The sequence below is a fragment of the Clostridium beijerinckii genome, from assembly GCF_008705175.1.
In the GTDB taxonomy this organism is placed as follows: Bacteria; Bacillota; Clostridia; order Clostridiales; family Clostridiaceae; genus Clostridium; species Clostridium beijerinckii.
Genome location: NZ_CP043998.1, coordinates 4,251,728 through 4,278,008, shown reverse-complemented (window position 1 = coordinate 4,278,008; position 26,281 = coordinate 4,251,728). Strand labels below are relative to the sequence as shown.

The window sequence follows — 26,281 nt, the reverse complement described above, 5'->3', positions numbered from 1 at the left end:
TTGTATAAAATACAGTAAAGTTTATAAATAAGGCTTTACTGTATTTTTATTATTAGATAAATATATTTACAAAGTTGCTAAAACTTTAAGTTCATATCTTCACTAGAAATCATAAATATATTTGTGGAGAAAACATTTGAAAATGAGCTGTTAAAGGTTCTTAGCTGTAGGTTGTTCCATTTTAGCTTGTCAAACTGAAAGTTGGAGCATGCTAAAGTGGATACAACCTGCTGCTAAGAACCTTCAGCGATATTTTCATAGCTTTTCGGAATCAAAATATTTATGATTTCGGTAAGTTACTACATAAGTCTAGTTTTAAAGTCGGATATTGATAAATAAATTTAAATTATTTTATTGTTGCAATGTTTTTTAATTTTTCAGTGGAGCTGGTTATTTCTCCAATGGAAGCAGTTATTTCTTCTGTAGCAGCAGCCTGTGAATCAGCAGCTAAGCTTGATTCTGATATTTCACTTTCTATATGTAAAATTGATTCTTTTATTTGAGACATAATGTCTGATATTTTCTTACCTGACTCACTACTAAGTAGTGCTAATTTTTTCATTTCGTTTGCAACTACACTAAATCCACGGCCAGCATCACTTGCTCTAGCAGCTTCTATAGCGGCATTTAACGCTAGCAAATTAGATTGAGAAGCAATATTTTGAATTGATATAAGTATTGAATCTATATCTTCTAACTTTTTATTAGTAGCTTTTGTATAATTTACTACGTTAGTTATGGTTGAGGCCAATTTTTGAGAAGAACTTGCTATTTCTTCAAGACCCGCATTAGTTTGCTCCATAGAATTGAAAATGTTTTCTGAAGAATCCTGAATAATTGCCTGCTTTTCAAGGCTTTTTGCAACACCAACAGCTCCAAAGACATTTCCATTATCATCAATAAGTGGATAGCATATACCCTGGAATACAAATCCAAATATCTCTTTTGGTAAAATATTTGAAGTAACTCTCTTAGTCCTCATAGCTTCAAGGTATGGATCACCTTCTTGGATCCTATCGTTTACACTTAATTTCATTGGTATTTTTTCATTAGGATAATAAGCTATAAATTTTTCAGTGTCTGTAATTGATATGGCTATATCTTCTCTAAGCATGTCTTTAAGTAATGGAAGTACATCTTTTAGTGAGTTGATTATTTCTCTGTTCATATTATCTCCCCTTATAATTAATTAGTTATTTCATATTATACAACATAATTATACAGGTTCCATAAATAATGTAATAAAATGAAATTTTTTGTATGAAATGTAGAAATATTAGTTTTATATATAGATAAACTAATTATAAGTTAGATTTACACCAAGAAATATATCTCAACTAGAAATAAGAATTATGCTTTTGTGAAATGTTTCATTAGAAACTGGAATAACAGCATAATACCTATTTCGGCGAGCCATATACATAAGTTCAGCTCTTAGTTGGAATATTTACATATGATGCATTATTTGAAGTTCCATTAAATAGTCATACTTTGAGGAAACAGATAAATCTACCATCTTTGAGACTAGAAAAGCTGTATCATCAAGTTTCATATTTTTTATATCAGCATATTTAGTTATGTTGTTTATTGCGGACATAGTGTTTTCTTCTGAGTAAATAAAACTTTGATTAATATAACGACCTTCACGCAAATTTTTAAATTTTAGCTGAGGAATTTTTTTCTCAGAGAATACACCGAAACCTTTGACATTTAAATTTTTAGTCTTCATATATTCTGATAAGGAGAATAATAAACACATAGTATTATGTTCTGTAATATCTATATTAGTTATATTAGTGATATGTCTATTTACATATTTATCGATATCATAAATAGAGGTGTTGAGCTCAAGATAATAAAAATTTCTGCTCATTAGATATTGTTCATATATTTCAGTTTTTTTGGGAGATTTTTTCAATTCTTTTATATCAGATATCATACTATCTGTAAGCTGCTTTGAATATTCGATAGCAGCTATCTTTTTATCTAACTGTTCCTTATGAGACTCTAAAAATGTTAATAGTTTATCATAATCCTTATTCTCATCAAGTATATTTTTGATATCTTCTAATGGAATTAACAGAGTTTTATTTAAATATCGAATCACATCGATTATAAAAAGTTGATCATAACTAAAATATCTATACTTAGTGTCTGGTGAAATATAGCAAGGTTTTAGCAAATTTAAATGGTCATAATGACGCAATATCTTAGTTGATATATTCATATAGCGAGATACTTCTCCGATTGTATATAGATTTGTCATTTTTTTCACACTCCACTATTGACTTTACCATTATGGCAACGTTTATATTAATAGTATAAAGTAATTTTTGTACAAGAGTCAAGAAAATTGGAGGTTAACATGAGTAGTATAAAAGTCATAATAGATAATATAGAATTATGCGCTGATGAAAATAAAACAATTATGCAAGTAGCTGAAGATGCTGATATTTATATTCCACATCTTTGCCATCATCCAGATCTTCATGATGTTGGAGGATGCAAATTATGTGTAGTTGAAATATCAGGAAAAAATGATATACAAACAGCATGTACAACGAAAATTGAAGAAGGAATGATTGTTAAAACAAAATCAGAAAAACTTGATGAGATGAGAAGATTGTCAATGGAACTTATGCTTGCTAACCATGTAGACGATTGTACTACATGTCCAAAGTATTTAAAATGCGAATTGCAATCATTAATTCAATATTTAGGTGTCAGTACTTCAAGATTAAGAAGAACTCTTAATGCTGTTCCTGTTGAAACAGAAAACCCATTAATTATTAGAGACTTAAACCGATGTGTAGCATGTGGCAGATGTGTAAGAGCTTGCCATGATATCAGAGGTGTTGGAATTTTAGATTATGATAAAAATGAAGAAGATAGAATTTATGTTGGAGTTAAAAATGGATTATCATTATCAGATGCAAACTGCCGTTTTTGTGGGGCTTGTGTTGAAGTATGTCCAACAGGAGCTCTTCAAGATAAAAAAGGTGTATTCAAAGATGGAAATAGAGATGATGTATTAGTTCCATGTAAGCATGAATGTCCAGCAGGAATTAATGTTCCTAAATATGTTCGTTACATAAAGGACGGAAATTTTGATGAAGCAGCAGCAGTAATTCGTGAAAAAGCACCATTTCCTAAATCATTAGGACTTGTATGTATGCGCTTTTGTGAATCTGCGTGTAGAAGAAAAGATATAAATGGAGCAGTTTCAATACGTGAATTAAAAAGATTTGCATCTGAAACTGATTCTTATAAGTGGAAAGATAAATCATTTAAAAAGGATAAAACTGACAAGAAGGCTGCAATTATTGGATCAGGACCAGCAGGGCTTACAACAGCTTACTATCTTGCGAAACTTGGACATGCAGTAGATGTATATGAAAAACTCCCAGTGGCAGGAGGAATGCTGTCAGCAGGTATTCCAGATTATAGACTTCCTAAAGAAGTTGTAGAATCTGAAATAGATGTAATTCGTGAAGCAGGAGTTAATATCATTACTAACAGTAAGGTAGAATCTTTAAAAGAATTAAAAGAGAATTATGATGCAGTTGTAATTGCTATAGGAACAGATAAAGGTGTAAGAATTCCAATCCCTGGGTCTGATTTGAAAGATGTATATGTAAATATTGATTTTTTAAGAAGAGATTTGATAGATATAGACATTGAAATGAAGAAATCAGTTGTTGTTTTGGGTGGCGGAAATGTGGCATTTGATTGTGCAAGATCAGCAAAGAGATTAGGAGCTGAAAGTGTTGCAGTTGTTTGTTTAGAAGGAAAGGGAAACATGACTGCTAGCGATGAAGAAATCGAAGAAGCAATTGAAGAAGGAATTCAAATTTACAATAGCAGAACTTTTGTAAAAATTGAAGATAATGATGGAAATGCTTCTGGGATAGTGTGTCAGGAAGTTGAAGATTTCCACTTTGATGAAAATAAGAAATTGATATTAAATATAAAAGAAAACTCAGAACATTCAATCAAAGGTGAAATGATAATTTTTGCAACAGGCCAAAGAGCGGACCTTGGAGTATTTAAAGAAATCGAGCTTAACGGAAGAGGCTTAGTAAATATTGACGATTGTTATAAAACTAATGAAGATGGAATCTTTGCTGTTGGAGATGCAGTGACAGGAACAGCATCTGTAATTCAGGCAATAGCAGGAGCAAGAAAAGCTGTATCAAGTATTGATAAATATTTAGGTGGAGATGGAGTTATAGATGAAGTCTTATCATCTGAACAGCCTTTAGATCCAATGATAGGAATGGAAGAAGATTTTGCTAAAAAGGAATGTAGTCATTATAAATGTGTTCCGGTTGATAAAAGAATAAATAATTTTAATTTAATGACAGTGGGATTTGATACAAAAACTGCACAATGTGAGGCTTCTAGATGTCTTCAATGTGATTTGCGTCCAAAACTTACAAAGGCAAAATTCTGGACTGAATATAAGGTGAAGTAAAGGTGGTGAAAAAATGCTAGCAGAAAATATAAAAATATCAGGACATGGAATAAAAGATACTAATCTCATAGATAGATGGCAAAGCAGGGAATGGGAAGAATTAGCGTGTCTTTTTATTGAAGATAATAGTCAAAGTGAAAATATGAGATATTTATTAGAACAGCACATAAGTAAGGTTATTGATGGAATTAAAAGATGCCAAAAGGAATTAGGAATAGAAAAAGTTAAAATTTATCTTAGTGAATGTTATAGTAATTTCAAAATGCAATTAGAATCATATGAAATAGAAGTAGTGCTAGTTGGGAATAAGAAAGCTTTTGAAAAAGATGTATTTAATGAAATAACATTAGTACATAATGCAGAAACAATGTATGCACTTAAGAATTCATTGGAAGAAAATTATATCCCTAAAAAGATTATTTCAATAACTGGAGATGTTAAAAACTCTGGAATATATGAAATTCCATTTGGAACATCTTTAAGGCAAATTATAAGTGAATATGGCGGCGGAACTGAATCTGAAAAAGCAATAAAATTTGTGCAGGTAGGCGGAAATACAGGTGCTGTTTTCACAGAAGAAGAATTAGACACTCCATTCTTATATTCAAACTTGATGGAAAATGGGACAATGTTAGAAGTATCAAAAATAGAAGTTTATAATATAGATACGTGTGTTGTGAATTGGGTAACTCAAAAAATGCTAGATAACAGCAAAGAGACATGCGGGAAATGCGTATATTGCAGGGAAGGGATTTACCAATTATACAAAATCATTAAGGATGCAACTGAAGGAAAAGGTAAAGAGAGTGACATTAATTTAGCTATCCAGTTAAGTGAAACAATCAAAATCGGAACCTTATGCGATTTCGGAAGAACTGCTTCTAATCCATTATATACAGCTATTAATAAATTTAGAGATGAATTTGAAAAACATATTGATAGAAAAATTTGTAGTACACTAAATTGTATAGCTTATGCTAATTATTTTATAGATCCAAAGGTTTGTAATGGGTGTGGCGATTGTATGGATTGTCCTCAAAAAGCAATCAAAGGTGGAAATAATTTAATTCATATAATTGATATGGATTGTTGTGATAAATGCAAAAAATGCGAAGAGATATGCAGCGTAAAGGCAGTAAAGAGATATAGCTCAGTAAAACCTAAATTGCCAGCAGAACCAATAGAAGTTGGGAGCTTTGATGAAGGTGCTTTAGGCGAAAAGAAAGGCCTTGGACTTGGAAGAAGACGAAGAAAATAGCTCATAATCAAAAATTAATATATATTTTTAATCAATAATTAAATTTGGGAGGTAACAAATATGCGTGAAATGGAATCAGATGTAATTATCGTAGGTGGAGGAGCATCAGGGCTTGCAGCAGCAATTGCAGCTGCAGAACAAGGAGCTGAAGTTATAGTATTTGAAAAAGCAAATACTACTGGTGGATGTGCTAATATGGCAATGGGTCTTTTAGGAGTAGAGACTAAAATGCAAAAGGAAAGACTTGTTGATTGCACAAGAGAGGGAGCATTTCAAAAATTCATGGATTATACTCACTGGAGATCAGATGCAAGGCTTGTAAAAAATTATATTTATAAATCAGCAAGTACAATTGAGTGGCTAGAGGCTATGGGTGTAAAATTTGCGCTACCATCAAAATATTTCCCAGGTTCAGAAGCAACTTGGCATATTGTTCAGCCAAAGACAGGAGCACCTGGACTTAGAGCAGCTGCAACAATGATTAAAGCAATGACAGACAGAGCAGAAGAATTAGGTGTTAAAATCTGTTTAGAATCACCAATTCAAAGTTTAATAAAAGATGATGGTGAAGTTATAGGAGTAGTTGCAAAGGATAAAGATGGTGAAATTGAAGCATATGGTTCAGCTGTAATTATTGCTACAGGCGGATTTGGAGACAGTCCTGAATTTATTAATAAGTATACAAAATTCGAATGGGGAAAAGATTTATTTTCGTATAGAATTCCAGGACTTACAGGTGATGGAATCAGCATGGCATGGGATGCTGGAGCTGCAAGAGATAGAATGGATATGGAATTAGTTTTCTTTGCACCTAATACAGGTGGATATGCTCCAATTGAACTTCCATTTAGACAACCAAATCTTTTCGTAAATCTAGATGGTGAAAGATTCTATGATGAAGCGGTAGTTGAAAATCCAGTATTCTCAGTTAATGCTATCTGTAGACAAAAAAATAGAACAGCTTTCTCTATTATAGACGAAAGTATAATGAAAGAATATGAGAAAAATGGCTTAGACTTAATCAATGTTGTTACTTCTAATATAAGTATGGATGATTTTAAACAAGAAATGAATGATCTTATTAAAAATGGAAATGATGTTTTATTTATAGCAGATTCAATTGAAGAATTAGCAGAAAAAGCAGGAATTGATAAAGAAGGTCTTGCAAAGACATTAAATGAATATAATGAATGTTGTAAATCAACTGATACATTATTTAATAAGAATCCAAAATACCTAAAACCATTAGTTGGTCCAAAATTCTATGCTTTAAAATTTGCTCCAAGTGCATATGGAAGCTTAGGTGGAATTAAAATCAATTATAAGACAGAAGTAATTGACAAAGAAGATAAAGTAATACCAGGATTATTTGCAGCAGGAACAGATGCAAACTCTATCTGTAATCCTGACTATGTGTTTGTACTTCCAGGAAATACTCTAGGATTTGCAGTAAATTCAGGTAGAATAGCAGGAGAAAATGCAGTTCAATATATAAAAGAACACTTTACAGAAGAATAGAAAAGCTTAACTGCTTTTGTGGTGGATTTGAAATAGTATAATTCATCTATTATAGATAGGCAACATATAGTTTAGAATCATGTGATGATTTACCGAAATCATAAATATTTTGATTCCGAAAAGCTATGAAAATATCGCTGAAGGTTCTAAGCAGCAGGTTGCACCCACTTTAGCATGCTCCAACTTTCCTAGGGAAGCTCTACTCATTGCATTCGCTGAGGAAGTTCGAGAACCCAAAATAAAATTTTGGACTCTCACTTCACAAGCTAAAACGGAACAACCATTAGCAGAAACTCGACTCACGTTCGTTCGCTGAGTAAGCGATTCTCACCAAATCAAAGATTCGGGTTCTCTGCTTAAGAACCTTTAACAGCTCATTTTCAAATGTTTTCTTCATATTATGACCCTTGTGGTTACAAATATATTTATGATTTCTAGTAAAGATATGAGCTTAAAATTCTAGCAATTTTGTAAATATGGTCATGTAATAAGTTAAATATTTAAATTGGATATCTATAAGCCCCATGAAAATCTAGAATTTAGATTTTCATGGGGCTTTCTTTTAAAAGATTTATAGAAATACTCTTATTGATAATATTGATTGATTCTGGAATGCCTAGTATTTCTTAAAGTCCAATTTAGTAGAGACTACATAAAAAGATCGTTGTACATAAGTAGTTAGTAAAAAGTATAAACTCTTAGATAAACATGATAAAAAAGTGAAAACATATGATATTTATTTTGCCACTTCTAGAGGTAAATAAGCGACTTTGTTTGCGAGATCTTATGTTATATAATACAGGTGTAAACGATAAGAGGAAGGAGGAAGAGATTAGATGGATAAAGAAAATAGGATAAAACCTAAGCATCATGTTGCACCCAAAACAGGTTTTTTAAATGATCCAAATGGATTAGTACAATTCAAAGGAACATATCATGCTTTTTATCAATGGTTAGAAGAAGTTACACCACAAGGGGCAAAATGCTGGAGACATTGTGTTTCTAAAGATTTAGTTCACTGGGAAGACAAAGGGATAGCATTAAAGCCAGATATGTGGTATGACAAAAATGGATGCTATTCTGGAAATGGAATTGTATTTAATGAAAAAATCTATCTGTTTTATACAGGAAATGTAAGAAAAGAAAATGGAGATAGAGAAACTTATCAATGTTTAGCAACTTCAGAAGATGGAATTACATTTCAAAAACATGGACCAGTTATCTATCTGCCAGAAGGATACACAGCACATTTTAGAGATCCAAAAGTTTGGAAAGATGAAGAAGAAGATATATGGTGGATGATAGTAGGGGCACAGACCAGTGAAAAGAAAGGAAATGTAGCACTTTTTTGGTCAGAAGATTTATACAATTGGAATTATAAAGGCAATTTGCTTCCAGAGACTATGAACTGGGGATATATGTGCGAATGTCCAGATATGATTCGCCTTGGAGAAGAATATATCTTAATTGTCAGCAGGCAAGAGAAGAAGATAGAAAATGGAATAGAAAAAGATAGCTGTCATGCAGTATGGATGAGTGGTGAATTTTCAAAAGAAAAAGGAACATTTACACCATATAAAGAAGGAATTAGAGTAGATGAAGGATTTGATTTTTATGCACCTCAATCTTTTGTAGATGAAAATAAACGAACATTATATATGTCTTGGATGGGGGGCGGTGAATATGACTATCAAATGTCACAGTTATCTGTAAACGATGGATGGCTTCACAGCTTTACATATCCAAGAGAGTTCATATATAAAAATAATTGGTTATATCAGAAACCAATTAAAGAATTACAATCTTTAAGAAATGATAAAATTGAGAAACATATAGAAAATGAAGAAATAAGTCTAGAAGTTAGGGATTACTATAAAGAGATTGAATTCATTTTAGATGATGAAAATGAATTTAATTGTACTATATTAGGAGCGCTTAAACTACATTACAATTCCAATGATAAGATATTAAATATTAAAAGACTTAATTGGCTTACAGGAGAGTTTGATGAAAAATACTTAAATGTTAACGAAAGTTTAAAAATGCTTAGGGTATTTATTGATAACTCATCAGTGGAAATATTTATAAACGAAGGGGAAAAAGTTATTTCTAGCAGAGTGTATTTTCAGGATAATGATATCCGAATAAATTCTAATGGAAAATTAAAACTAAATTTATGGAATTATAAGGGGGAAAATATAAATGAGTGATAATTATGAAAAGATCGCTAAAGAAGTTATTGAAGCAGTAGGAGGCGCAGATAATATTATTTCGGCGGCTCACTGTGCTACAAGATTAAGACTTATTCTTAAAGATAGACAAAAAGTTGATGATAAAGTAGTTGAAGAGATTGAGAAGGTAAAAGGATTTTTCTTTACTTCAGGACAATATCAAATTATTTTTGGTACAGGAACTGTAAATAAGGTATTTGAACAAGTAAGTAATCTTGGCATATCTGGGACATCAAAATCAGAACAAAGCCAAATGGTAGCAGAACAAGGTGACAATAAATTTAAAAGAGCAATTCGTATATTTTCTGATATATTTGTACCAATCATACCAGCAATGGTTGCTACAGGATTGTTTATGGGACTTAGAGGCGTTTTATTACAACAACAGATATTGGCGATTTTTGGATTAACACCAGAAAGCATTCCTAGTTCATTATTAACATTTACTCAAATATTAACAGATACAGCATTTGCATTTTTACCAGTTCTTATTTGCTGGTCATCATTTAAAAAGTTTGGGGGAACACCAATACTTGGTATTATGATAGGACTTATGCTTGTTAGCCCATCACTTCCTAATGGTTGGGCAGTAGCTCAAGGAACAGCTGAACCACTTGTGTTATTCGGTCTTAAGATGTCAGGATATCAGGCATCAGTATTACCAGCTTTCTTTGCAGGATTTATTGGAGCAAAATTTGAGATTTGGCTTAGAAAAAGAATATCAGATACATTTGATTTAATACTTACACCATTTTTGACATTACTTTTTACATTAATTTTTGGATTATTAATTATTGGGCCTATTGCTCATGAAATTGAGGTTTCTCTTGTATACGTTGTAACAATGTTATTTACATTACCTCTTGGATTAGGTGGATTAATTTGGGGAGGAATATCTCAATTAATAGTAGTTACAGGAATTCACCAAGCATTAAGTGTTGTTGAAATTCAGATGCTGGCTCAAACAAACTGGAATCTTGTAAATCCTATAGGTTCTTGTGCAATAGCTGCACAGGCTGGAGCAGCATTTGCAGTAGGTATGAAAACAAAGTCTAAAAAAATCAAAGCTTTATCTTTTCCATCAGTAATATCAGCACTTTTAGGAATTACAGAACCAGCTATATTCGGTGTCAATTTAAGATTTGTAAAACCGTTTATAATGGGACTTGTTGGCGGAGGCGTAGGTGGATTTTTAGCTTCATTATTTAAACTTAAAGCCACTGGTATGGGGATATCTGCTTTACCAGGAATGCTTCTTTATTTAAATAATCAATTTCCATTATATATATTAGTAATAGCGATTTCTTTTGGAGTAGCCTTTGCGCTAACATTCATGTTTGGATATAAAGATAAAGAAGAGCAGTAAGAGAGGAAGCTTATGAAAAATGAAGAGATAAAAACTCTGTTATCTAAGATGACATTGGAAGAAAAAATAGGACAATTAACACAAATCAGAACAAGTTATTATTATAATTCTAATACTTCAGCAACAGGAACGGTTTCTAAGCTTAAATTTACAAAAGAGCAAAAATGGATGATAGGAACTGTTTTAGGTAAATTAGATGCAAAGATGATGTTTGAAATTCAAAAAGAGTATTTAGACAATAACCGTTTAGGAATTCCTCTACTTTTTATGCATGATATTATACACGGATTTAAGACTATATTTCCTATTCCGCTAGCACTTTCATGTTCATGGGATGAGGAATTAATAGAAAAAACTGCAAGAGTTGCAGCAAGAGAAGGCAGTTCTTCAGGATATCAAGCAACATTTTCGCCTATGGTAGATATAGTCAGGGATCCAAGATGGGGAAGAGTTATTGAAAGTTTTGGAGAAGATACTCTTCTTAATAGTATATTCGGAGTAGCCATGGTTCGAGGATATCAGAATGGTGATTTAAAAGATCCAGATACCTTAATTTCTTGTGTAAAACATTTTGCGGCATATGGAGCTGCAGAGGGAGGAAGAGATTATAATACAGTTGATATTTCAGAATGCAGATTGAGAAATGAATATTTCCCACCTTATTATGAAGCTATAAAAGCTGGAGCAAAATCAATAATGTCTTCCTTTAATGTATTAAATGGAATACCAGCTACTGCTAATACATGGCTCTTGCGCAAAATATTAAGAGAAGAATGGGGATATGAAGGTGTCGTGATCTCCGACTGGGGGGCAGTAAAGGAACTAATACCTCATGGCACAGCGGAAAATAGTATAGATGCAGCAAAATTATCATTAAAAGCTGGAATAGATATTGAAATGGCTACTACAGCATATTTTGAAGCTTTACCAGAACTATGCAAAGATAAGAGTATGGAAAAACTATTAGATGATGCAGTAGAGAGAATTCTTTTACTTAAAAATGAGTGCGGATTATTTGAAGATCCATACAGAGGGATTTCTTATGAAAAAGAAAAGGAAACATTGTTATGTAGTGATTTCAGAAAGGTAGCAAGAGAAGCAGCCTCTAAATCTGCAGTGTTATTAAAAAATTCCGATGTATTGCCTTTGGAGCGTAGTAAAAATGTAATATTAATTGGACCATATGCAAGTAGCTCATCAATATTAGGCCCATGGTCTTTAGATGGAGACCTTAATGATGTAATTACAATTGAACAAGGATTAATAAATAAGAATATCAGGCTTGAAGGCGTAGAAACGACATCCTTTAGTGAAATTTCGAAAGAAAAATCAGAGGAAATAATAGAAAAAGCTAAAAGAGCAGATGTTATTGTATTAGCATTAGGAGAAGAAGAAGAAAAGAGCGGAGAAGCAGGATGTGTTAGCAATATAACTCTTCCAGAAGCTCAAATAAGGCTTTTACGTTGTATGAAAAAGTTGAACAAGCCTTTGATAGTTCTTCTAATAAATGGTCGTCCACTAGATCTTACTAATGTAATAGACGAAGCCGATGCAGTTTTAGAGTGCTGGTTCCCAGGAACAGAAGGTGGAAATGCAATTGCAGATATTCTATATGGTGATTATAATCCAAGTGGAAAGCTTACTATGAGCTTTCCAAGAGGAGTAGGTCAAATTCCCGTTTATTATAATAATTTAGCAACAGGGAGACCAAAAGAATTGCTTAAGAACGAAAAAAGATATAAGTCCCAATATTTAGATGTCCCAAATGAGCCACTATTTCCGTTTGGATATGGGCTTGGATATTCGAAGTTTAAGTATGATAATTTAAATATAAGTAAAAAAGAACTAAGCAAAAAAGAGCGAATATCATGTAGTATTAATGTTACTAACATTGGAAAGTATACTGGTATAGAAACAGTACAATTGTATATGAGAGATAAAGTTGCAGATATTTCAAGACCAGTTAAACAGTTAATTAAATACAAACAAATTATGATTAATCCTAATGAAACAAAAACTGTAGAGTTTACCATCGATGAAAAAGATCTTCGCTATTGGAATGGTGAAAATCAATATAAAAGTGATGAAGGATTATTTGAATTTACATTAGGAAAGGATTCTTCAGAAGGAACTTCTTTTGAGATTAGATTAATTAATTAGAATTTAAGCATTTCCCTCATTATTTATGGTGAGGGAAATTCTTTAAAAAATATTTTTAAGAACTGTTAAAATATATATCTATTTTTTCATGTGACCTATCTTTCGTATATAATATAGTAAAGAGTCTTGTACAACAAATATATGGAGGAAAAAATGCATAAAACATATTATCTAATGTTGTAGCAAAAAAAGATGATTATATTATAAAAGTGGAGGATTTATGAAATCAAGACAAGTAATTATGCTTAGAGATTTATTACATAATGAATATGTGCGACCCAATGAATTTATGGAAAAGTTAGGTATCAGCTTAAGGACTGTCAGGATGGAAATACATGAGATAAATGATATATTAAGACATAAAGATATGAGGATAAACTCGTCTTCAGCTAGAGGTTATTTTATTCTTAAGGGAGAGAGAACTCAGTTTTATGAATTTTTAAATAATATGATTTTGAGTTTGAAGAAGGTAGAATTGCCAGAAACACCTGGAGAAAGATTTTTATTTACTTTTATATATTTGACATTTATAAAAGAGCCTATTTCAGTTCAGAACTTAGCAGATATTATGTATGTATCAAAAACAGTAATGATAAAAACTCTAAAGGAAATTGATGAATATTTACGAAATTTTAATGGACTTAATATTGAAAGAACAAAAAAAGGCATCTATTTCCGTGGAAAAGAAAGAAGCATAAGGCATATATTATCTGAAACATTAAATTATAAAACATTTGGATCTATTTTAATGTATAAAGTTTTGAAATTTCAGTTTGGAGAGTCATATAGCAAAATATATGAAATTTTGCAAAAGGAATTACCGGTTATTTTATATAAAAATAATTTGATTCTAATTGATAAATCGGTAGAAGGATTTTTGTTAGATTTATTTATAATGATATATCGTAATAAGGCAGGATTACTTTTAGAACCAGAAACTAGTAGACAGTATCCTCAAGTATTTGAAGATATTATAAATGAAATTGAGGAACTTTTAATTCAAAATGATATTAGAATATCTGAGTGTGATAGAAACTTTTTAAAAGATTGCCTTTTAACTAAAAGAGTATTATATGATGAATGTGTTAAATTGGAGCCAAGAAAAGAAATCGCGGAGTTAACAGAAGAATTTTTATCGATAGTAGATAAAAAATATAATTGTAGCTATTTAAAAAATCCAGAGTTAAAGAAAATGTTAAGCATACATATAGATAAAATGCTTTATCGTTCAGAACAAGGACATTTTGAGCACAATGCATCTATAAGAAATGCAAAGGAATTATATAAGCTTCAAACAGAAATGGCAGATATATTATATAAACTAATTTTTGATAAGTATGGTTATAAGATTCAAGAAGAAGAATTGGGTTTTATTATACTTTATATGGGAGCTTTTGCCCAAACAAAAATAAAAGCAATAATAATAAGTGATATTGGACAAAGTGCAGCTTCGAGTATGGCAAAACAAATCAATAATTACTGTGGTGATAAAATCGAAATAATAGGAAGTTTCTCTTTGAATTATATAAGACAGTACTCCATAGATGTAGATGTGATTTTTACTCCAATACGATTATTTAATGTTACATTACCAAGTAAAACTAAGATTATTTATATTAACTATGTATTGCAGGAAGAAAATATTAAGAGAATACAGGAATTTTTAATAAACTATCATGGAGGTGTAAATGAAGATTAAACTTATAGCATTGGATTTAGACGGGACAGTATTAAACAGTTGTGGTTATATAAGTGACAAAACTCTTACTGCAATTAAAATGGCGATTGAAAAGGGAGTTCAGGTGGTTTTGGCAACTGGGAGAAGTGTTGGATTAATATGTGATGAGATAAAATCAATAGAGGAAATTACATATGCAATATCTTCAAATGGAGCGGCTGTAGTAAATTTAAGAAAAAATGAAATAGTTTTTTCTAACTTTATTACTATAGATATTTTAAAGAAGATAATTGAAATAATTAAGGATTATCCAATCGTTGTTGAGTTTTATTCTAACGGGAATGCTTATATAGATGAAGAGGTTTTTATAAATCCCGTTAAATATGGATTATCAGAAAAATGCTTAAATCTTATGTCAGACAGTCATAATTTAATAAAGAATATTTTTTCGGTAGTTGATGATAGATCAGAATGTGAATGGATAAAATGTGTAGAAAAAATAAATATTCCATTTTTAAAAGATGATATGAAAAATGAAGTATATAATAGTTTGGTATCTATAAATGATAAAGTTAAAATAACCTCATCTGTAGAGGATAATCTTGAGATTAACATTCATAGCGCAAATAAGGGGGCTGGTCTGGAGAAACTAACTGAATTGCTAGAAATAGATTTGAAGGAAATAGCTGCTATTGGAGATAATAATAATGATATAGAGATGCTTCAGATGGCGGGAATTGGCATTGCAATGGGAAATGCAAGTGAAGATATTAAAGCTAAAGCAGATTTCATTACACTAGACAATGATAAAAATGGAGCGGCAGAGGCAATATTGCGAATTTTAGATAAAAATTTGCAATTTAGTTAACTTATATATTGTATTTATGATTTTCTAAGTGGTGCAAAAGTCTAGAGATAGGAATTAGCGGTGCAATAAATATAGAAAAAAGTAGTTTATAAAAGGAAGGCTGGAAAATATGTTTAATTTATTTAATAGGACAAAGTTCAAAATAGTGTCACCAACGGAGGGAAAACTAAAGCCAGTAACATCTGTAATAGATGAGGTATTTGCGTCTAAAGCTTTAGGTGACGGTTTTGCAATTGAGCCTAAACAAGGTGTTGTGTATTCACCTATAGTTGGTGTAGTATCAATGATTTTTCCAACTTTGCATGCAATAGGTCTAAAAGCAAATAATGGAGCTGAAATTCTAATTCATGTTGGTATTGATACAGTCAAACTCAATGGTAAAGGATTCAAAACATTTGTTAGAGAAGGGCAAAAGATAAAAATAGGTGATAAGCTTTTGGAATTTGATATAGAAGAAATAAAAGATAAAGTTCCATCAACTGATGTGATAGTTATATTTACTAGTGGCGAGATATGTGAACTGGTTAATGGCGATATACAGGTTGATGCAGGACAAGCTAACATAGTCAATATTGTTAAGTAAGGTAATGAGGGATAAAAGTTCTGTGAAATAGAATGTTTATAACGGATATGGAACTAAATTATGCGTATTCGATTTTAAAGATTATGCTTTGGGCTGTAGATAAATTTGTGTAAAAACGAAATCTATCTACAGCCTCTTTTATTGATATATTTTTATTTTTGATTAGGCTTTAGTGCGTTTTCAATAGCCTTTAAAATTGTTTTACTGCTATTTGTTGCTCCTGAAACAGTATCTACTTGTAAACTTTGTGCTTTAACTACCATGCTTGGAATAACTTCTGCAGGCTTGCCTCTATCGGTTTTATGTTCTAGTAAATCTATATTTTCAATCTTGTGGTTTTTAACTGTAACTGAAACTTTTGCGCTAATTAAATTAACATCATATGAACCAATATATTTTCCATCGGAAATCTTCGATAAATCTACGTTGTTAATTGTTAATCCTCTAATTGTTGTTTGATAATTTCTAACAGAGATTAGATATTTTCCTCCAACGATGATAACTGTGATAACAATAAGACAAACTACACCTAATAATATTTTCTTTACATTTAACATATAAAATACATCCTTTACTTTTTAATAGATTCTAATAAAAGGCTAATTCCATCTTCTGTTAAATTTATAATATTTCTTTTTCGCATAATAATATTTTATCATAAATTTCCAAATTATTGGGTTTGAGACTTTAAAGATAAATTATTGTTGCATTTTTTTATTATGATTAAGAATAGCTAGAAATTAGGGAATTAGTTAAGTTCTTATACAGTTTATTAGCTTATGGATTCTCTATACATAATATGAAATATTTAATTTATTTTCATGTGCCTTATACGATTCAGTTATAATATGATTAGTCTGAAAATGAAATAGAATTTGTACAAAAATGATAACAAATATATTTTGATATAACTTATAATCAAAGTGTAAATATTTACAAAGCGGTTATAGTATATCATGAAATGGGGGAAATATGAGTTCATATATTTTTGAAACAATTGAGCATGAAGAGAAATATCCAGCAAAGGTGTTTGTAACATCAATTGAACATTCTAGTTTTCATTGGCATTATGATTATGAATTAATTTTAGTTCTGAAAGGATCCCTAATAGTAAATGCAAGCCCCAAGATAACGGTTTTGGAAGCAGGGGATATTGTGTTATTAAATTCAAAAGCAGTACATGAATTACAACGTACTAAGGAAGAGAATTTATGCTTATTTATTCAGATGAATGAGAATTTATTCAAAAATACAAAAGATGATAATAGATCGTATTATTTTTACTTAAACAGCAAGCTTAATGATAAAAAGCCTAAGAACGGATATGATGCATACGTTGCTAATGCTGCTAAAATTGGACTTGAAAGTCAGAGTGATGAAATATTTAACACTTATAGGGTAAAATCTTTAGTTTATATGTTAATAGCGGACTTATTTGAATTCACATTATATGATATTCATCAAAAAGCTGTAGATTTGAAAGAAACAGAAAACACAGAATTGCTCATGCAGGTAATAAACTTTATCCAAAAAAACTGTACAAAAGATACAGTATTAGATGAACTATATAAATTTATAGGCTTGTGCGAGAAATCAGTTTATCGTTTCTTAAAGGCAAACATTGGATTATCACCTAAAGATTTAGTACTTAGCAGCAAAATAGAGGCTTCTAAATATATGCTTAAGTTTTCAAACAAGTCAATTAGCTTTATAGCAAATGATTGTGGCTTTTATTCTGAAAGTACTTTTTACAGAGCTTTTAAAAAAGAAATAGGTGTGACCCCTGCTGAATACCGAAAAAGTGGGGCAAGTTTAAATGCGGATCCTAATGTACAAGGCTATTTGCGTTTTGATTTTAAAGAATCTATTAATTTATTAGAAAAATATTGTAAAGGAGATATGTAAAAATGAAATGTACTAAATTAAAAAGATTATCTTATACTGAAAAGGCAAAGGAAATAGTTAACTCTTTAACTTTAGAAGAAAAGGTTTCCTTAATGGGTGGAAATGTTACTCTTAATGATATGCTCTCTGATTTGAGAGATGCTGATGAGCAAAAACATTATAATAGTTATCCTTATCCAGCAGGAGGAATAGAGAAGAATAATGTGCCTCCTATGCTTTTCTGTGATGGGCCAAGGGGTGTAGTTTGTAGTGCAGGAAAAAGCACATGTTTTCCAGTATCAATGCTTAGAGGTGCAACATTTGATACAGCATTAGAAGAAAAAATAGGTAATGCTATAGGTAAAGAAGTTCATGGGTATAAAGGTAACTTATTTGCAGGAGTATGTATTAATCTTCCGTATAATCCAGGCTGGGGAAGAAGCCAAGAAACTTATGGTGAAGAATCTTTTCACTTAGGGGAAATGGGACAAGCATTAGTTAAAGGTGTACAAGACGAAAATGTAATCGCATGTGTAAAACATTTTGCTTTTAACCAAATGGAAATTTCCAGATTTAAGGTAAATGTTGAATGTGATAAACGTACTGAGAGAGAAGTATTTCTTCCTCATTTTAAGAAATGTGTTGAAGCAGGTGCAGCAGCTATTATGAGTTCTTATAATTTATACAAAGGAACTCATTGTGGACATCATGATTACTTATTAAATCAAGTATTGAAAAAGGAATGGGATTTTGATGGATTTGTTATGAGTGACTTTATCTGGGGAGTCAGAGATACGGTTGAAGCAGCTAATGGCGGACAAGATATGGAAATGTGCTGTACTCAGTTTTTTGGAGATAAATTAGTAGCGGCAGTAAAAAACGGACAAGTAAAAGAAAGTAAAATTGATGAATCTGCATTACGTATCGTGCGTACATTGCTAGCATTTGAAGATGCTTATTCAAATGAATATGATGAGAGTTTAATTGGATGTGAAGATCACATTAAACTTGCACTTCAGGCAGCAAGAGAGGGGATTACATTAATTAAGAATGAAAATAATGTATTACCATTAAACAAAGATAAAGCAAGAAAAATTGTTGTGTTAGGAAAGTTAGGCGATAAGGAAGTAATAGGAGATCACGGTTCAAGTCAGGTAAGACCAGCTTATGTTATAACACCATTACAAGGAATTGCAAATGCAGCACCTAAAGCGCAGGTTGTATATTATAATGGCGAAAATTTGGAACATGCAAAAGAATTAGCTAAAGATGCAGATGCAGTTATATTTGTAGTTGGATATAACTATGACGATGAAGGTGAATATATATCAGAAGATGAATTTGAATCTTACACAGGAGCAGTAGGTGGCGATAGAAAAAATTCGTTAGGTCTTCATGAAAATGAAATTAAATTAATACAGGAAGTAGGTCCTGTTAACACCAATTCTATAGCCGTGTTAATTGGTGGAAATATGATAATGATGGAAGAGTGGAAAGAAAGCGTTGGAGCTATAATGATGGCATATTATCCAGGTATGGAAGGCGGAACTGCAATAGGAGAGATTATATTTGGAGATGTTAATCCAAGTGGAAAACTACCATATGTAATTCCATTTAAAGAAAGTGATCTTCCACAAGTAAATTGGGATACAACATCTCAATGGTATGATTACTATCATGGATATACAAAGTTAGAAAAGGAAGGCATAAAACCATCTGTACCATATGGATTTGGACTATCTTATACTAAGTTTGATTTTAGTGATGCAAATTTTGATGCATCTGATGATAGTGTTATCGCTAAATGTACTGTTAAAAATATAGGAAAAATGGCAGGGGATGAAGTCGTACAAATGTATGTCGGATTCAAAAATTCATCTGTAGAGAGACCTGTAAAATTGTTAAGAGGTTTTGCTCGTGTAAATTTACAGCCAGGAGAAAGCAAGGAAGTTACAATAACTTGCCCTAAAGAGGAGCTTTGCTGGTATAATCCAAAAACAGAACAAATGGAATTAGAGAAAATGGAGTATGAGGCGTATATAGGAAGCAGCAGCGCAGATTCAGATCTACACATGGGAAAAGTTACATTGTAATTGTCTCAAATACAAATGAAATGACAGAGTGAAAAGTATTAGTTTAATGATAGTTAATATTAGTTGGTTGATTAGTTAATATTAACTGTACATAAAAATATAATTACTTTACTCTGCCATATCAAGTCATATTTTTATAATATATAAGTTTTAATTAGAATTCAATGCTTTTTGAATAGGAATTATTGAAAACTCAAAAAAATTTCAGCATTTATTATTTATTGATAAATGTGCATCATTAATTAGAACATATATATTCTTGGAGTAATCGTTTAATTACTTTATATATTGAGTACTATGAAAGGAATGAGTATTTTTATGGAAGAAAAAATTAATTTAAAAGAAAAGATTTCTTATTCAATAGGCGATGTAGGATGTAACTTTGTGTATGTGCCAATTACTTCTTTTTTGATGATATATTATACTAATAGCGTTGGACTTGGAGTAGCAGCAGTTGGGACACTAATGCTGATTGCGAGACTTTTAGATGGTGTAACAGATTTATCAATTGGAGCACTTATTGATAAAACTAATACAAGGTGGGGGAAAACAAGACCTTGGATTTTATGGAGTGCACCATTTATGGGGATTGGTTTGATATTATTGTTTAATGTTCCTATGGGGCTCAGCAATGGTGGAAAGCTGATTTATGCATATATCACTTATATATTTTTAGTGTCAATTGTATACACGGCCTCAAATTTGTCATATTGCACATTGCTATCAAGAATATCAAGTAACATACAAGAACGTTCAGTTTTGAGCTCAATTCGATTTGTTTTTGTTATTTCATTTACTATTATATTATCAATGATTACAAATCCATTGGTTGAAAAGTATGGATGGTCAAAACTTGCAGTTATTTATGGAATAATTTCATGTGCATTTCTATTCATAACATTTGCATTTACAAAAGAAAGAAATCAGGATGAAAAGGGAGAAAAATTCAAGTTAAAAGTAGGAATTGGTTCCTTGATGAAAAATAAATATTTTTTACTTATAGCGATTATGTTTATTATTATTTATACAGATATGGGGTTATTTTCAGGAGCTACTCTTTATTATACAACTTATGTATTAAATAATGCTAATTTAATGGGGATGCTTACTTTAGCACTTTATGCACCTATGATAGTTGGATTTGCACTTTTACCTAAGTTCATAAGTAAATTTGGTAAATGGAAAGTTATGATGTTTGGATTTCTAGTGAAATTAGTAGGTGTTATTATTATGGCAATTAATCCTGCTTCTTATGAGCTTGTTATGGCAGGAAGCATTATAAAAGGGTTTGGTATGGCGCCTCTAATAGTTGGAATTTTCGCAATTGTTGCAGATGCTGTAGATTATGGAGAATGGAAAACAGGAATACGTGCAGATGGATTAATTAACAGTTGTGTAAGTTTTGGAATGAAATTAGGGGGTGGCCTTGGTACTGCAATTCTCGGATGGATTCTTGACTTTGGAAAATATAATGGAACAGCTGCTGTACAGACAGGAGCTGCAATAAAGGCAATTAATATTTCATTTATATACTCAGGAATTGTATTTACCATAATTGGATTAATTGTAATGTATTTTATAAATATGGACAAGTTTTCAAATAAAATGGTAACTGAACTTAATATTAAGAGGACTTCTAAATTTGTAGGGGTAGACTAATTCTAATTATTTTAGATGGCGGACATATGAGAATATTTCCATACACATAATGTTCAGCAAGTAATAATCAAATTGTAGTGGCGGAGAAGTAGTTTATTAGCTTACCAAATGTCTTGACTAGATGTTTAGTTAAGTAAAAATATAAGTGTTATTGCTTAAAAACTTGTATATTAATAATTAATTTTCTTTTGAAATATTTATGTATAGACCCTTGTTTTCATTGCTGTTTACAAACGCAATTAAAACAAGGATTTATCATAAATATTTTTTTGTTTTTTAGGAACTCCCTATGAAGGCAAGATCTTCAAAAAATATAATGGAAATAATTTTATTTAATAAGTATTACCACAAATTTCAAGATAATGTCCCCTAATGTAAGGTTGACAAATTTTACTGATGAATATAAAATAAATACCGACAGCAAATGAAAAACATTATCATTTGAATATAAAAATCAAATAAATATTAATTCAATAAAATACATAACAATTAGGAGGATTATCATGAAATTAAAAGGAATAACTACGATTATTCTTGCTTGTACTTTATTAATAACGGGATGCTCAAGTGGAGCGGCTAAAAATGAAGATAAATCTAATGTGGGACAAAGTGCGACTGTAACTTATCCGCTTACTATTAAACATGCTTTTGGTGAAACCGTAATTGAAAAACAACCAGAAAAGGTCGTTACAATTTCTTGGGGAAATCAAGACGTACCATTAGCATTAGGAGTTGTACCAGCAGGAGTTTCTAAAGCTAACTATGGAAAAGCAGATGAAAATGGTTTATTGCCATGGACAGCAGAAAAATATAAAGAGTTAGGTGTGGACAAACCAGTTACTTTTGACGATGTAGATGGTTTAGATTATGAAGCTATCAGTAATGCAAAGCCAGATGTTATATTAGCTGCATATTCAGGAATAACGCAAGAGGAATATGATTTGTTAAGTAAAATTGCTCCTGTTGTAGCATATCCTAAACTTCCTTGGCAAACATATTGGCGTGATCAAATATCAATTAATTCAACTGCAATGGGTAAAAAAGATGAAGGAGACAAATTGGTTTCAGATTTGGAAAAGCAAATAACAGAAAAAACTAGTAAGTATCCTAAGCTTAAAGGTAAAAAGGCCGTTTTCTGTTACTTTAATCCAGCTGACTTAGGTAAATTTTATATATATCTTCCAACAGATCCTCGAGCAGCATATTTAACTGATTTAGGATTAGAATTACCAGAGAGTGTTAAAAAGCTTGCGCAGACTTCAGATAGTTTTGCTCTTGAAATTAGTTCAGAAAATATTGATAAATTAACAGATGTAGATGTAATAGTAACGTATGGAAATGACACATTAGTAAAACAATTGCAATCAGATGCCCTACTTGGAACAGTTCCAGCAATAAAAAGAGGATCAGTTGCCGTAATAGAAGATGGATCAGCACTTGCAGCATCTTGTACTCCTACTGCCTTATCAATTCCAGCAACAATAGATGAATATCTAAAAATAATTGGAGAGGCAGCAGATAAAGCATAATGAGATTTAGAAAGACAGTAGGAATATATTTAGGTAGTATTTTTTTACTAGGTATATGTGTAGTAATATCACTGGCATTTGGATCAAAAAACATAGGAATTAGTCAAGCAATAAATGCTTTATTAAATAGTGACGATACGTCTTTTGCTGCATTAGTTGTTCGAGAACGTGTTCCAAGAACAATTTTTAGTATTATGGCAGGAGCTTCTCTTGGAATATCGGGGGCTCTTATGCAATCAATCACTAGAAATCCAATAGCAGACCCAAGCATTTTAGGAGTTAATACAGGTGCATCTTTATTTGTTGTAATTGGAATAGCATTTTTTAATATAAATTCAGCTAACGAGTATATCTGGATTGCACTAGTTGGAGCAGGAATCACATCAATATTTGTTTATACTATAGCTTCCATTGGCAGCGGAGGTATGACACCAATAAAACTTGCTTTGGCAGGCTCAGCTACTAGTGCAGTTTTAACCTCTTTAGTAAGTGTAATAATACTTCCTAGAAGTGAGGTTATAGATGCATATAGATTTTGGCAGGTCGGAAGTGTAAGTGGTGCAACTTGGGAGAGTATTGACTTAATGTTACCATTTTTAATAATTGGATTAATAATAAGCATAATATCAGCACCAGCATTGGATATTTTAGCTTTAGGAGATGAGGTTGCAACTGGTCTTGGAGTAAATATAGGAATTATTAGGATTATATGTGCAATTGCAGGGGTTATACTATGTGGTGCAACCACAGCAATTGCAGGCCCCATAGGATTTGTAGGTTTAATGATTCCTCACAGTATACGTCTCATTTTTGGCTCAAATTTAAGAGGTTTAGTGCCCATGTCAGCTATTGGAGGAGCGGTGCTTTTAACAATTTCAGATGTTTTGGGAAGAGTAATTGGAAGTCCTGGTGAACTTCAGGTGGGAATTATTACTGCATTTTTAGGAGCACCAATTCTTATTATCATTGCAAGGAAAGCGAAGGTGAGGGCTATATGATAAAAACTACTCACTCTATGATAAAAGAAGGTTATATAAAAAGAAAAAAACGCATGATCAGCGTTAATATAATTCTCTTTGCTTTAACATTAGGTCTTTGCGGAGTTATGCTTTTATATGGAAAAACTAATTATTCATTAAGTACAGTTATAAGAGTACTTAGTGGGGAAGAGATACAAGGCGCTGCATTTACTATAGGAACCTTGCGTTTACCAAGAATGCTTTGTGGACTTTTAGCAGGGCTAGCCTTTGGAATTGCAGGAAATACATTTCAAACTATGCTTAGAAATCCACTAGCTAGTCCTGATATCATAGGAATAAGTTCAGGGGCTAGTGTGGCAGCGGTATTTTGTATATTAGTTCTTCACATGAGTGGAAGCGGTGTTTCTATTGCAGCTGTAATTTCTGGAATTTTAGTTTCAGGACTTATATATATGTTCTCTAAAGGTTCAGGATTTTCAGGCGGCAGATTAATACTTATAGGAATTGGAATGCAAGCAATGTTAAATGCCCTTATATCATTTTTGCTGGTTAAGGCTTCAGAACACGATGTCTCAAAAGCACTCACATGGTTAAATGGTAGCTTAAATGGGATGAGTATGAAAGATGTCCCAGGCTTACTTGTGGTCGTTATTATATTTGGAGTTATTATTTTATGTTTAACTAATCATCTTCAAATATTAGAATTAGGAGATGAATTTGCAACAACACTAGGTATTAAAATAAATTTAATAAGAATCACACTTATCTTAAGTTCAGTATTTTTAATTGCTTTTGCAACGGCTGTTACAGGGCCTATAGCCTTTGTTGCATTTTTATCAGGTCCAATTTCAGCAAGACTTGTTGGGTTAGGTTCGCCAAATGTTTTAGCATCAGGTTTAGTTGGAGCATTATTAGTACTTGGAGCAGATATGATTGGCCAGTTTGTATTTAGTACAAGATTTCCTGTAGGTGTAATTACAGGAATTTTAGGAGCACCATATATGCTATTGCTTCTAATAACTATAAACAGAAGGGGGCAAGCATAATGAATGAAAAACAACAATTGCTTGAAGCAAAAAATTTAGTAACTGGGTATGAAAAAAAGATTATAGTTGATGGAATTGATATAACTATTCCAAGTAATAAAATCAGTGTTATTATTGGTGCAAATGCATGTGGTAAATCAACTTTGCTAAAAACACTTGCAAGGCTCATTAAGCCAATTTCGGGAGATGTTGTAATTGACGGCAAAAAAATAACTTCAATGCCTTCTAAAAAATTGGCACAAGTTTTGGGACTGCTTCCACAATCACCAGTAGTTCCAGAAGGTATAACAGTCTGGGACTTAGTTTCAAGAGGTAGATTTCCATATCAAGCATTTTTAAAAAGCATGGATAAAAGTGATTTTGATGCAGTAGAAGAGGCACTTGAAATAATGGGAATAACAGATCTTGCTAATCGTAGTGTAGATGAATTATCTGGAGGGCAGCGTCAAAGGGTTTGGATAGCTATGGCGCTAGCTCAGCAGACCGATATACTTCTTTTAGATGAACCAACCACATATCTTGATATTGCTTATCAAGTAGAAATCCTTGATTTATTGACAGATTTAAATCGCAAAAGAGGAACTACTATTGTAATGGTACTTCATGATATAAATTTATCTGCTAGATATGCAGATTATATATTTGCTCTTCGAAAGGGAAAATTAATTGGGAAAGGTGAACCATCAAAGGTTATAACTTCGGAATTAATCAATGAAGTATTTGGATTAGATTGTGTGGTAATACAAGATCCAGTATCTAATTCACCTTTTATAGTGCCAAGAGGAAGGCATCATGTTAATATATAAATAATTGAGATAGATTTGTGCTAATTGATGAGCAAGGCATTTGCAAACTAAGAGCTTTGAGGAGTTTTTTAGAGGAATTAAATCCAAATCTATCATGTAATGCATTGTATATCAAAACGATATAAAATTTATTTATGAATTTTAAGGG

The 26,281-nt window shown here is 31.5% G+C and carries 19 protein-coding genes; 16 read left to right on the top strand and 3 right to left on the bottom strand.

Annotated elements, in window-relative coordinates; all coding sequences use genetic code 11:
* Positions 1–346: 346 nt before the first annotated feature.
* Both F3K33_RS19310 and F3K33_RS19305 read right to left on the bottom strand, forming a co-directional pair.
* Entirely contained in the window at positions 347–1,168 is an 822-nt protein-coding gene (locus F3K33_RS19310) for a methyl-accepting chemotaxis protein (RefSeq protein WP_023975218.1), read from the bottom strand.
* A 279-nt stretch (positions 1,169–1,447) separates the two neighbouring features.
* On the bottom strand, positions 1,448–2,266 hold the full coding sequence (locus tag F3K33_RS19305; protein ID WP_039773752.1) for a MerR family transcriptional regulator: 819 nt from the start codon (positions 2,264–2,266) through the stop codon (positions 1,448–1,450).
* A gap of 99 nt (positions 2,267–2,365) precedes the next feature.
* On the opposite strand from F3K33_RS19305, the gene F3K33_RS19300 reads away from it, so the two are divergent.
* From F3K33_RS19300 to F3K33_RS19260, 9 genes are all read left to right on the top strand, one after another.
* Complete coding sequence (locus F3K33_RS19300) at positions 2,366–4,474, top strand: FAD-dependent oxidoreductase (RefSeq protein ID WP_039773753.1); 2,109 nt, start codon at positions 2,366–2,368, stop codon at positions 4,472–4,474.
* 13 nt (positions 4,475–4,487) lie between these two features.
* Complete coding sequence (locus F3K33_RS19295) at positions 4,488–5,732, top strand: NADH-ubiquinone oxidoreductase-F iron-sulfur binding region domain-containing protein (protein ID WP_023975215.1); 1,245 nt, start codon at positions 4,488–4,490, stop codon at positions 5,730–5,732.
* 60 nt (positions 5,733–5,792) lie between these two features.
* Complete coding sequence (locus tag F3K33_RS19290; RefSeq protein ID WP_023975214.1) at positions 5,793–7,250, top strand: FAD-dependent oxidoreductase; 1,458 nt, start codon at positions 5,793–5,795, stop codon at positions 7,248–7,250.
* An 836-nt stretch (positions 7,251–8,086) separates the two neighbouring features.
* The gene (locus tag F3K33_RS19285) at positions 8,087–9,460 is read left to right on the top strand and encodes a glycoside hydrolase family 32 protein (protein WP_039773754.1); all 1,374 of its coding nucleotides are present in this window, start codon (positions 8,087–8,089) and stop codon (positions 9,458–9,460) included.
* Positions 9,453–10,847, top strand: a complete 1,395-nt coding sequence (locus tag F3K33_RS19280; RefSeq protein ID WP_039773755.1) for a sucrose-specific PTS transporter subunit IIBC — start codon at positions 9,453–9,455, stop codon at positions 10,845–10,847. The genes F3K33_RS19285 and F3K33_RS19280 overlap by 8 nt, the downstream gene beginning before the upstream one ends.
* A 12-nt stretch (positions 10,848–10,859) precedes the next feature.
* Positions 10,860–13,007 (top strand): glycoside hydrolase family 3 N-terminal domain-containing protein, encoded by a 2,148-nt coding sequence (locus F3K33_RS19275; protein ID WP_039773756.1) that lies wholly within the window; start codon positions 10,860–10,862, stop codon positions 13,005–13,007.
* Positions 13,008–13,227: 220 nt separating this feature from the next.
* Complete coding sequence (locus F3K33_RS19270) at positions 13,228–14,706, top strand: BglG family transcription antiterminator (RefSeq protein ID WP_023975211.1); 1,479 nt, start codon at positions 13,228–13,230, stop codon at positions 14,704–14,706.
* Complete coding sequence (locus F3K33_RS19265; RefSeq protein ID WP_039773757.1) at positions 14,696–15,553, top strand: Cof-type HAD-IIB family hydrolase; 858 nt, start codon at positions 14,696–14,698, stop codon at positions 15,551–15,553. Before F3K33_RS19270 ends, F3K33_RS19265 begins: the two co-directional genes overlap by 11 nt.
* Before the next feature lie 109 nt (positions 15,554–15,662).
* Positions 15,663–16,136 carry a PTS sugar transporter subunit IIA gene (locus tag F3K33_RS19260; RefSeq protein ID WP_039773758.1) on the top strand — a complete coding sequence of 158 codons (474 nt, stop codon included), beginning with the start codon at positions 15,663–15,665 and terminating at the stop codon, positions 16,134–16,136.
* Between the two features lie 152 nt (positions 16,137–16,288).
* Here F3K33_RS19260 and F3K33_RS19255 read toward each other — a convergent pair whose 3' ends face one another.
* Positions 16,289–16,693 (bottom strand): FMN-binding protein, encoded by a 405-nt coding sequence (locus tag F3K33_RS19255; RefSeq protein ID WP_039773759.1) that lies wholly within the window; start codon positions 16,691–16,693, stop codon positions 16,289–16,291.
* A gap of 415 nt (positions 16,694–17,108) precedes the next feature.
* Here F3K33_RS19255 and F3K33_RS19250 point away from each other — a divergent pair, with 415 nt between their 5' ends.
* The 7 genes from F3K33_RS19250 to F3K33_RS19220 all read left to right on the top strand — a co-directional run bounded on the left by F3K33_RS19250 (position 17,109) and on the right by F3K33_RS19220 (position 26,133).
* Positions 17,109–18,041 carry a helix-turn-helix domain-containing protein gene (locus F3K33_RS19250; protein ID WP_023975208.1) on the top strand — a complete coding sequence of 311 codons (933 nt, stop codon included), beginning with the start codon at positions 17,109–17,111 and terminating at the stop codon, positions 18,039–18,041.
* 2 nt (positions 18,042–18,043) lie between these two features.
* Entirely contained in the window at positions 18,044–20,113 is a 2,070-nt protein-coding gene (locus tag F3K33_RS19245) for a beta-glucosidase family protein (protein WP_039773760.1), read from the top strand.
* Positions 20,114–20,431: 318 nt separating this feature from the next.
* Positions 20,432–21,772, top strand: coding sequence for an MFS transporter (locus F3K33_RS19240; RefSeq protein WP_242986304.1), 1,341 nt, complete (start codon positions 20,432–20,434; stop codon positions 21,770–21,772).
* Positions 21,773–22,275: 503 nt separating this feature from the next.
* A complete protein-coding gene (locus F3K33_RS19235; protein ID WP_023975205.1) occupies positions 22,276–23,301 on the top strand; it encodes an iron-siderophore ABC transporter substrate-binding protein in 1,026 nt (341 codons plus the stop codon).
* Positions 23,301–24,299, top strand: coding sequence for a FecCD family ABC transporter permease (locus F3K33_RS19230; RefSeq protein WP_039773762.1), 999 nt, complete (start codon positions 23,301–23,303; stop codon positions 24,297–24,299). Before F3K33_RS19235 ends, F3K33_RS19230 begins: the two co-directional genes overlap by 1 nt.
* Positions 24,296–25,327 carry a FecCD family ABC transporter permease gene (locus F3K33_RS19225; protein WP_023975203.1) on the top strand — a complete coding sequence of 344 codons (1,032 nt, stop codon included), beginning with the start codon at positions 24,296–24,298 and terminating at the stop codon, positions 25,325–25,327. Before F3K33_RS19230 ends, F3K33_RS19225 begins: the two co-directional genes overlap by 4 nt.
* Positions 25,327–26,133, top strand: coding sequence for an ABC transporter ATP-binding protein (locus F3K33_RS19220; RefSeq protein ID WP_023975202.1), 807 nt, complete (start codon positions 25,327–25,329; stop codon positions 26,131–26,133). Before F3K33_RS19225 ends, F3K33_RS19220 begins: the two co-directional genes overlap by 1 nt.
* Positions 26,134–26,281 lie beyond the last annotated feature (148 nt).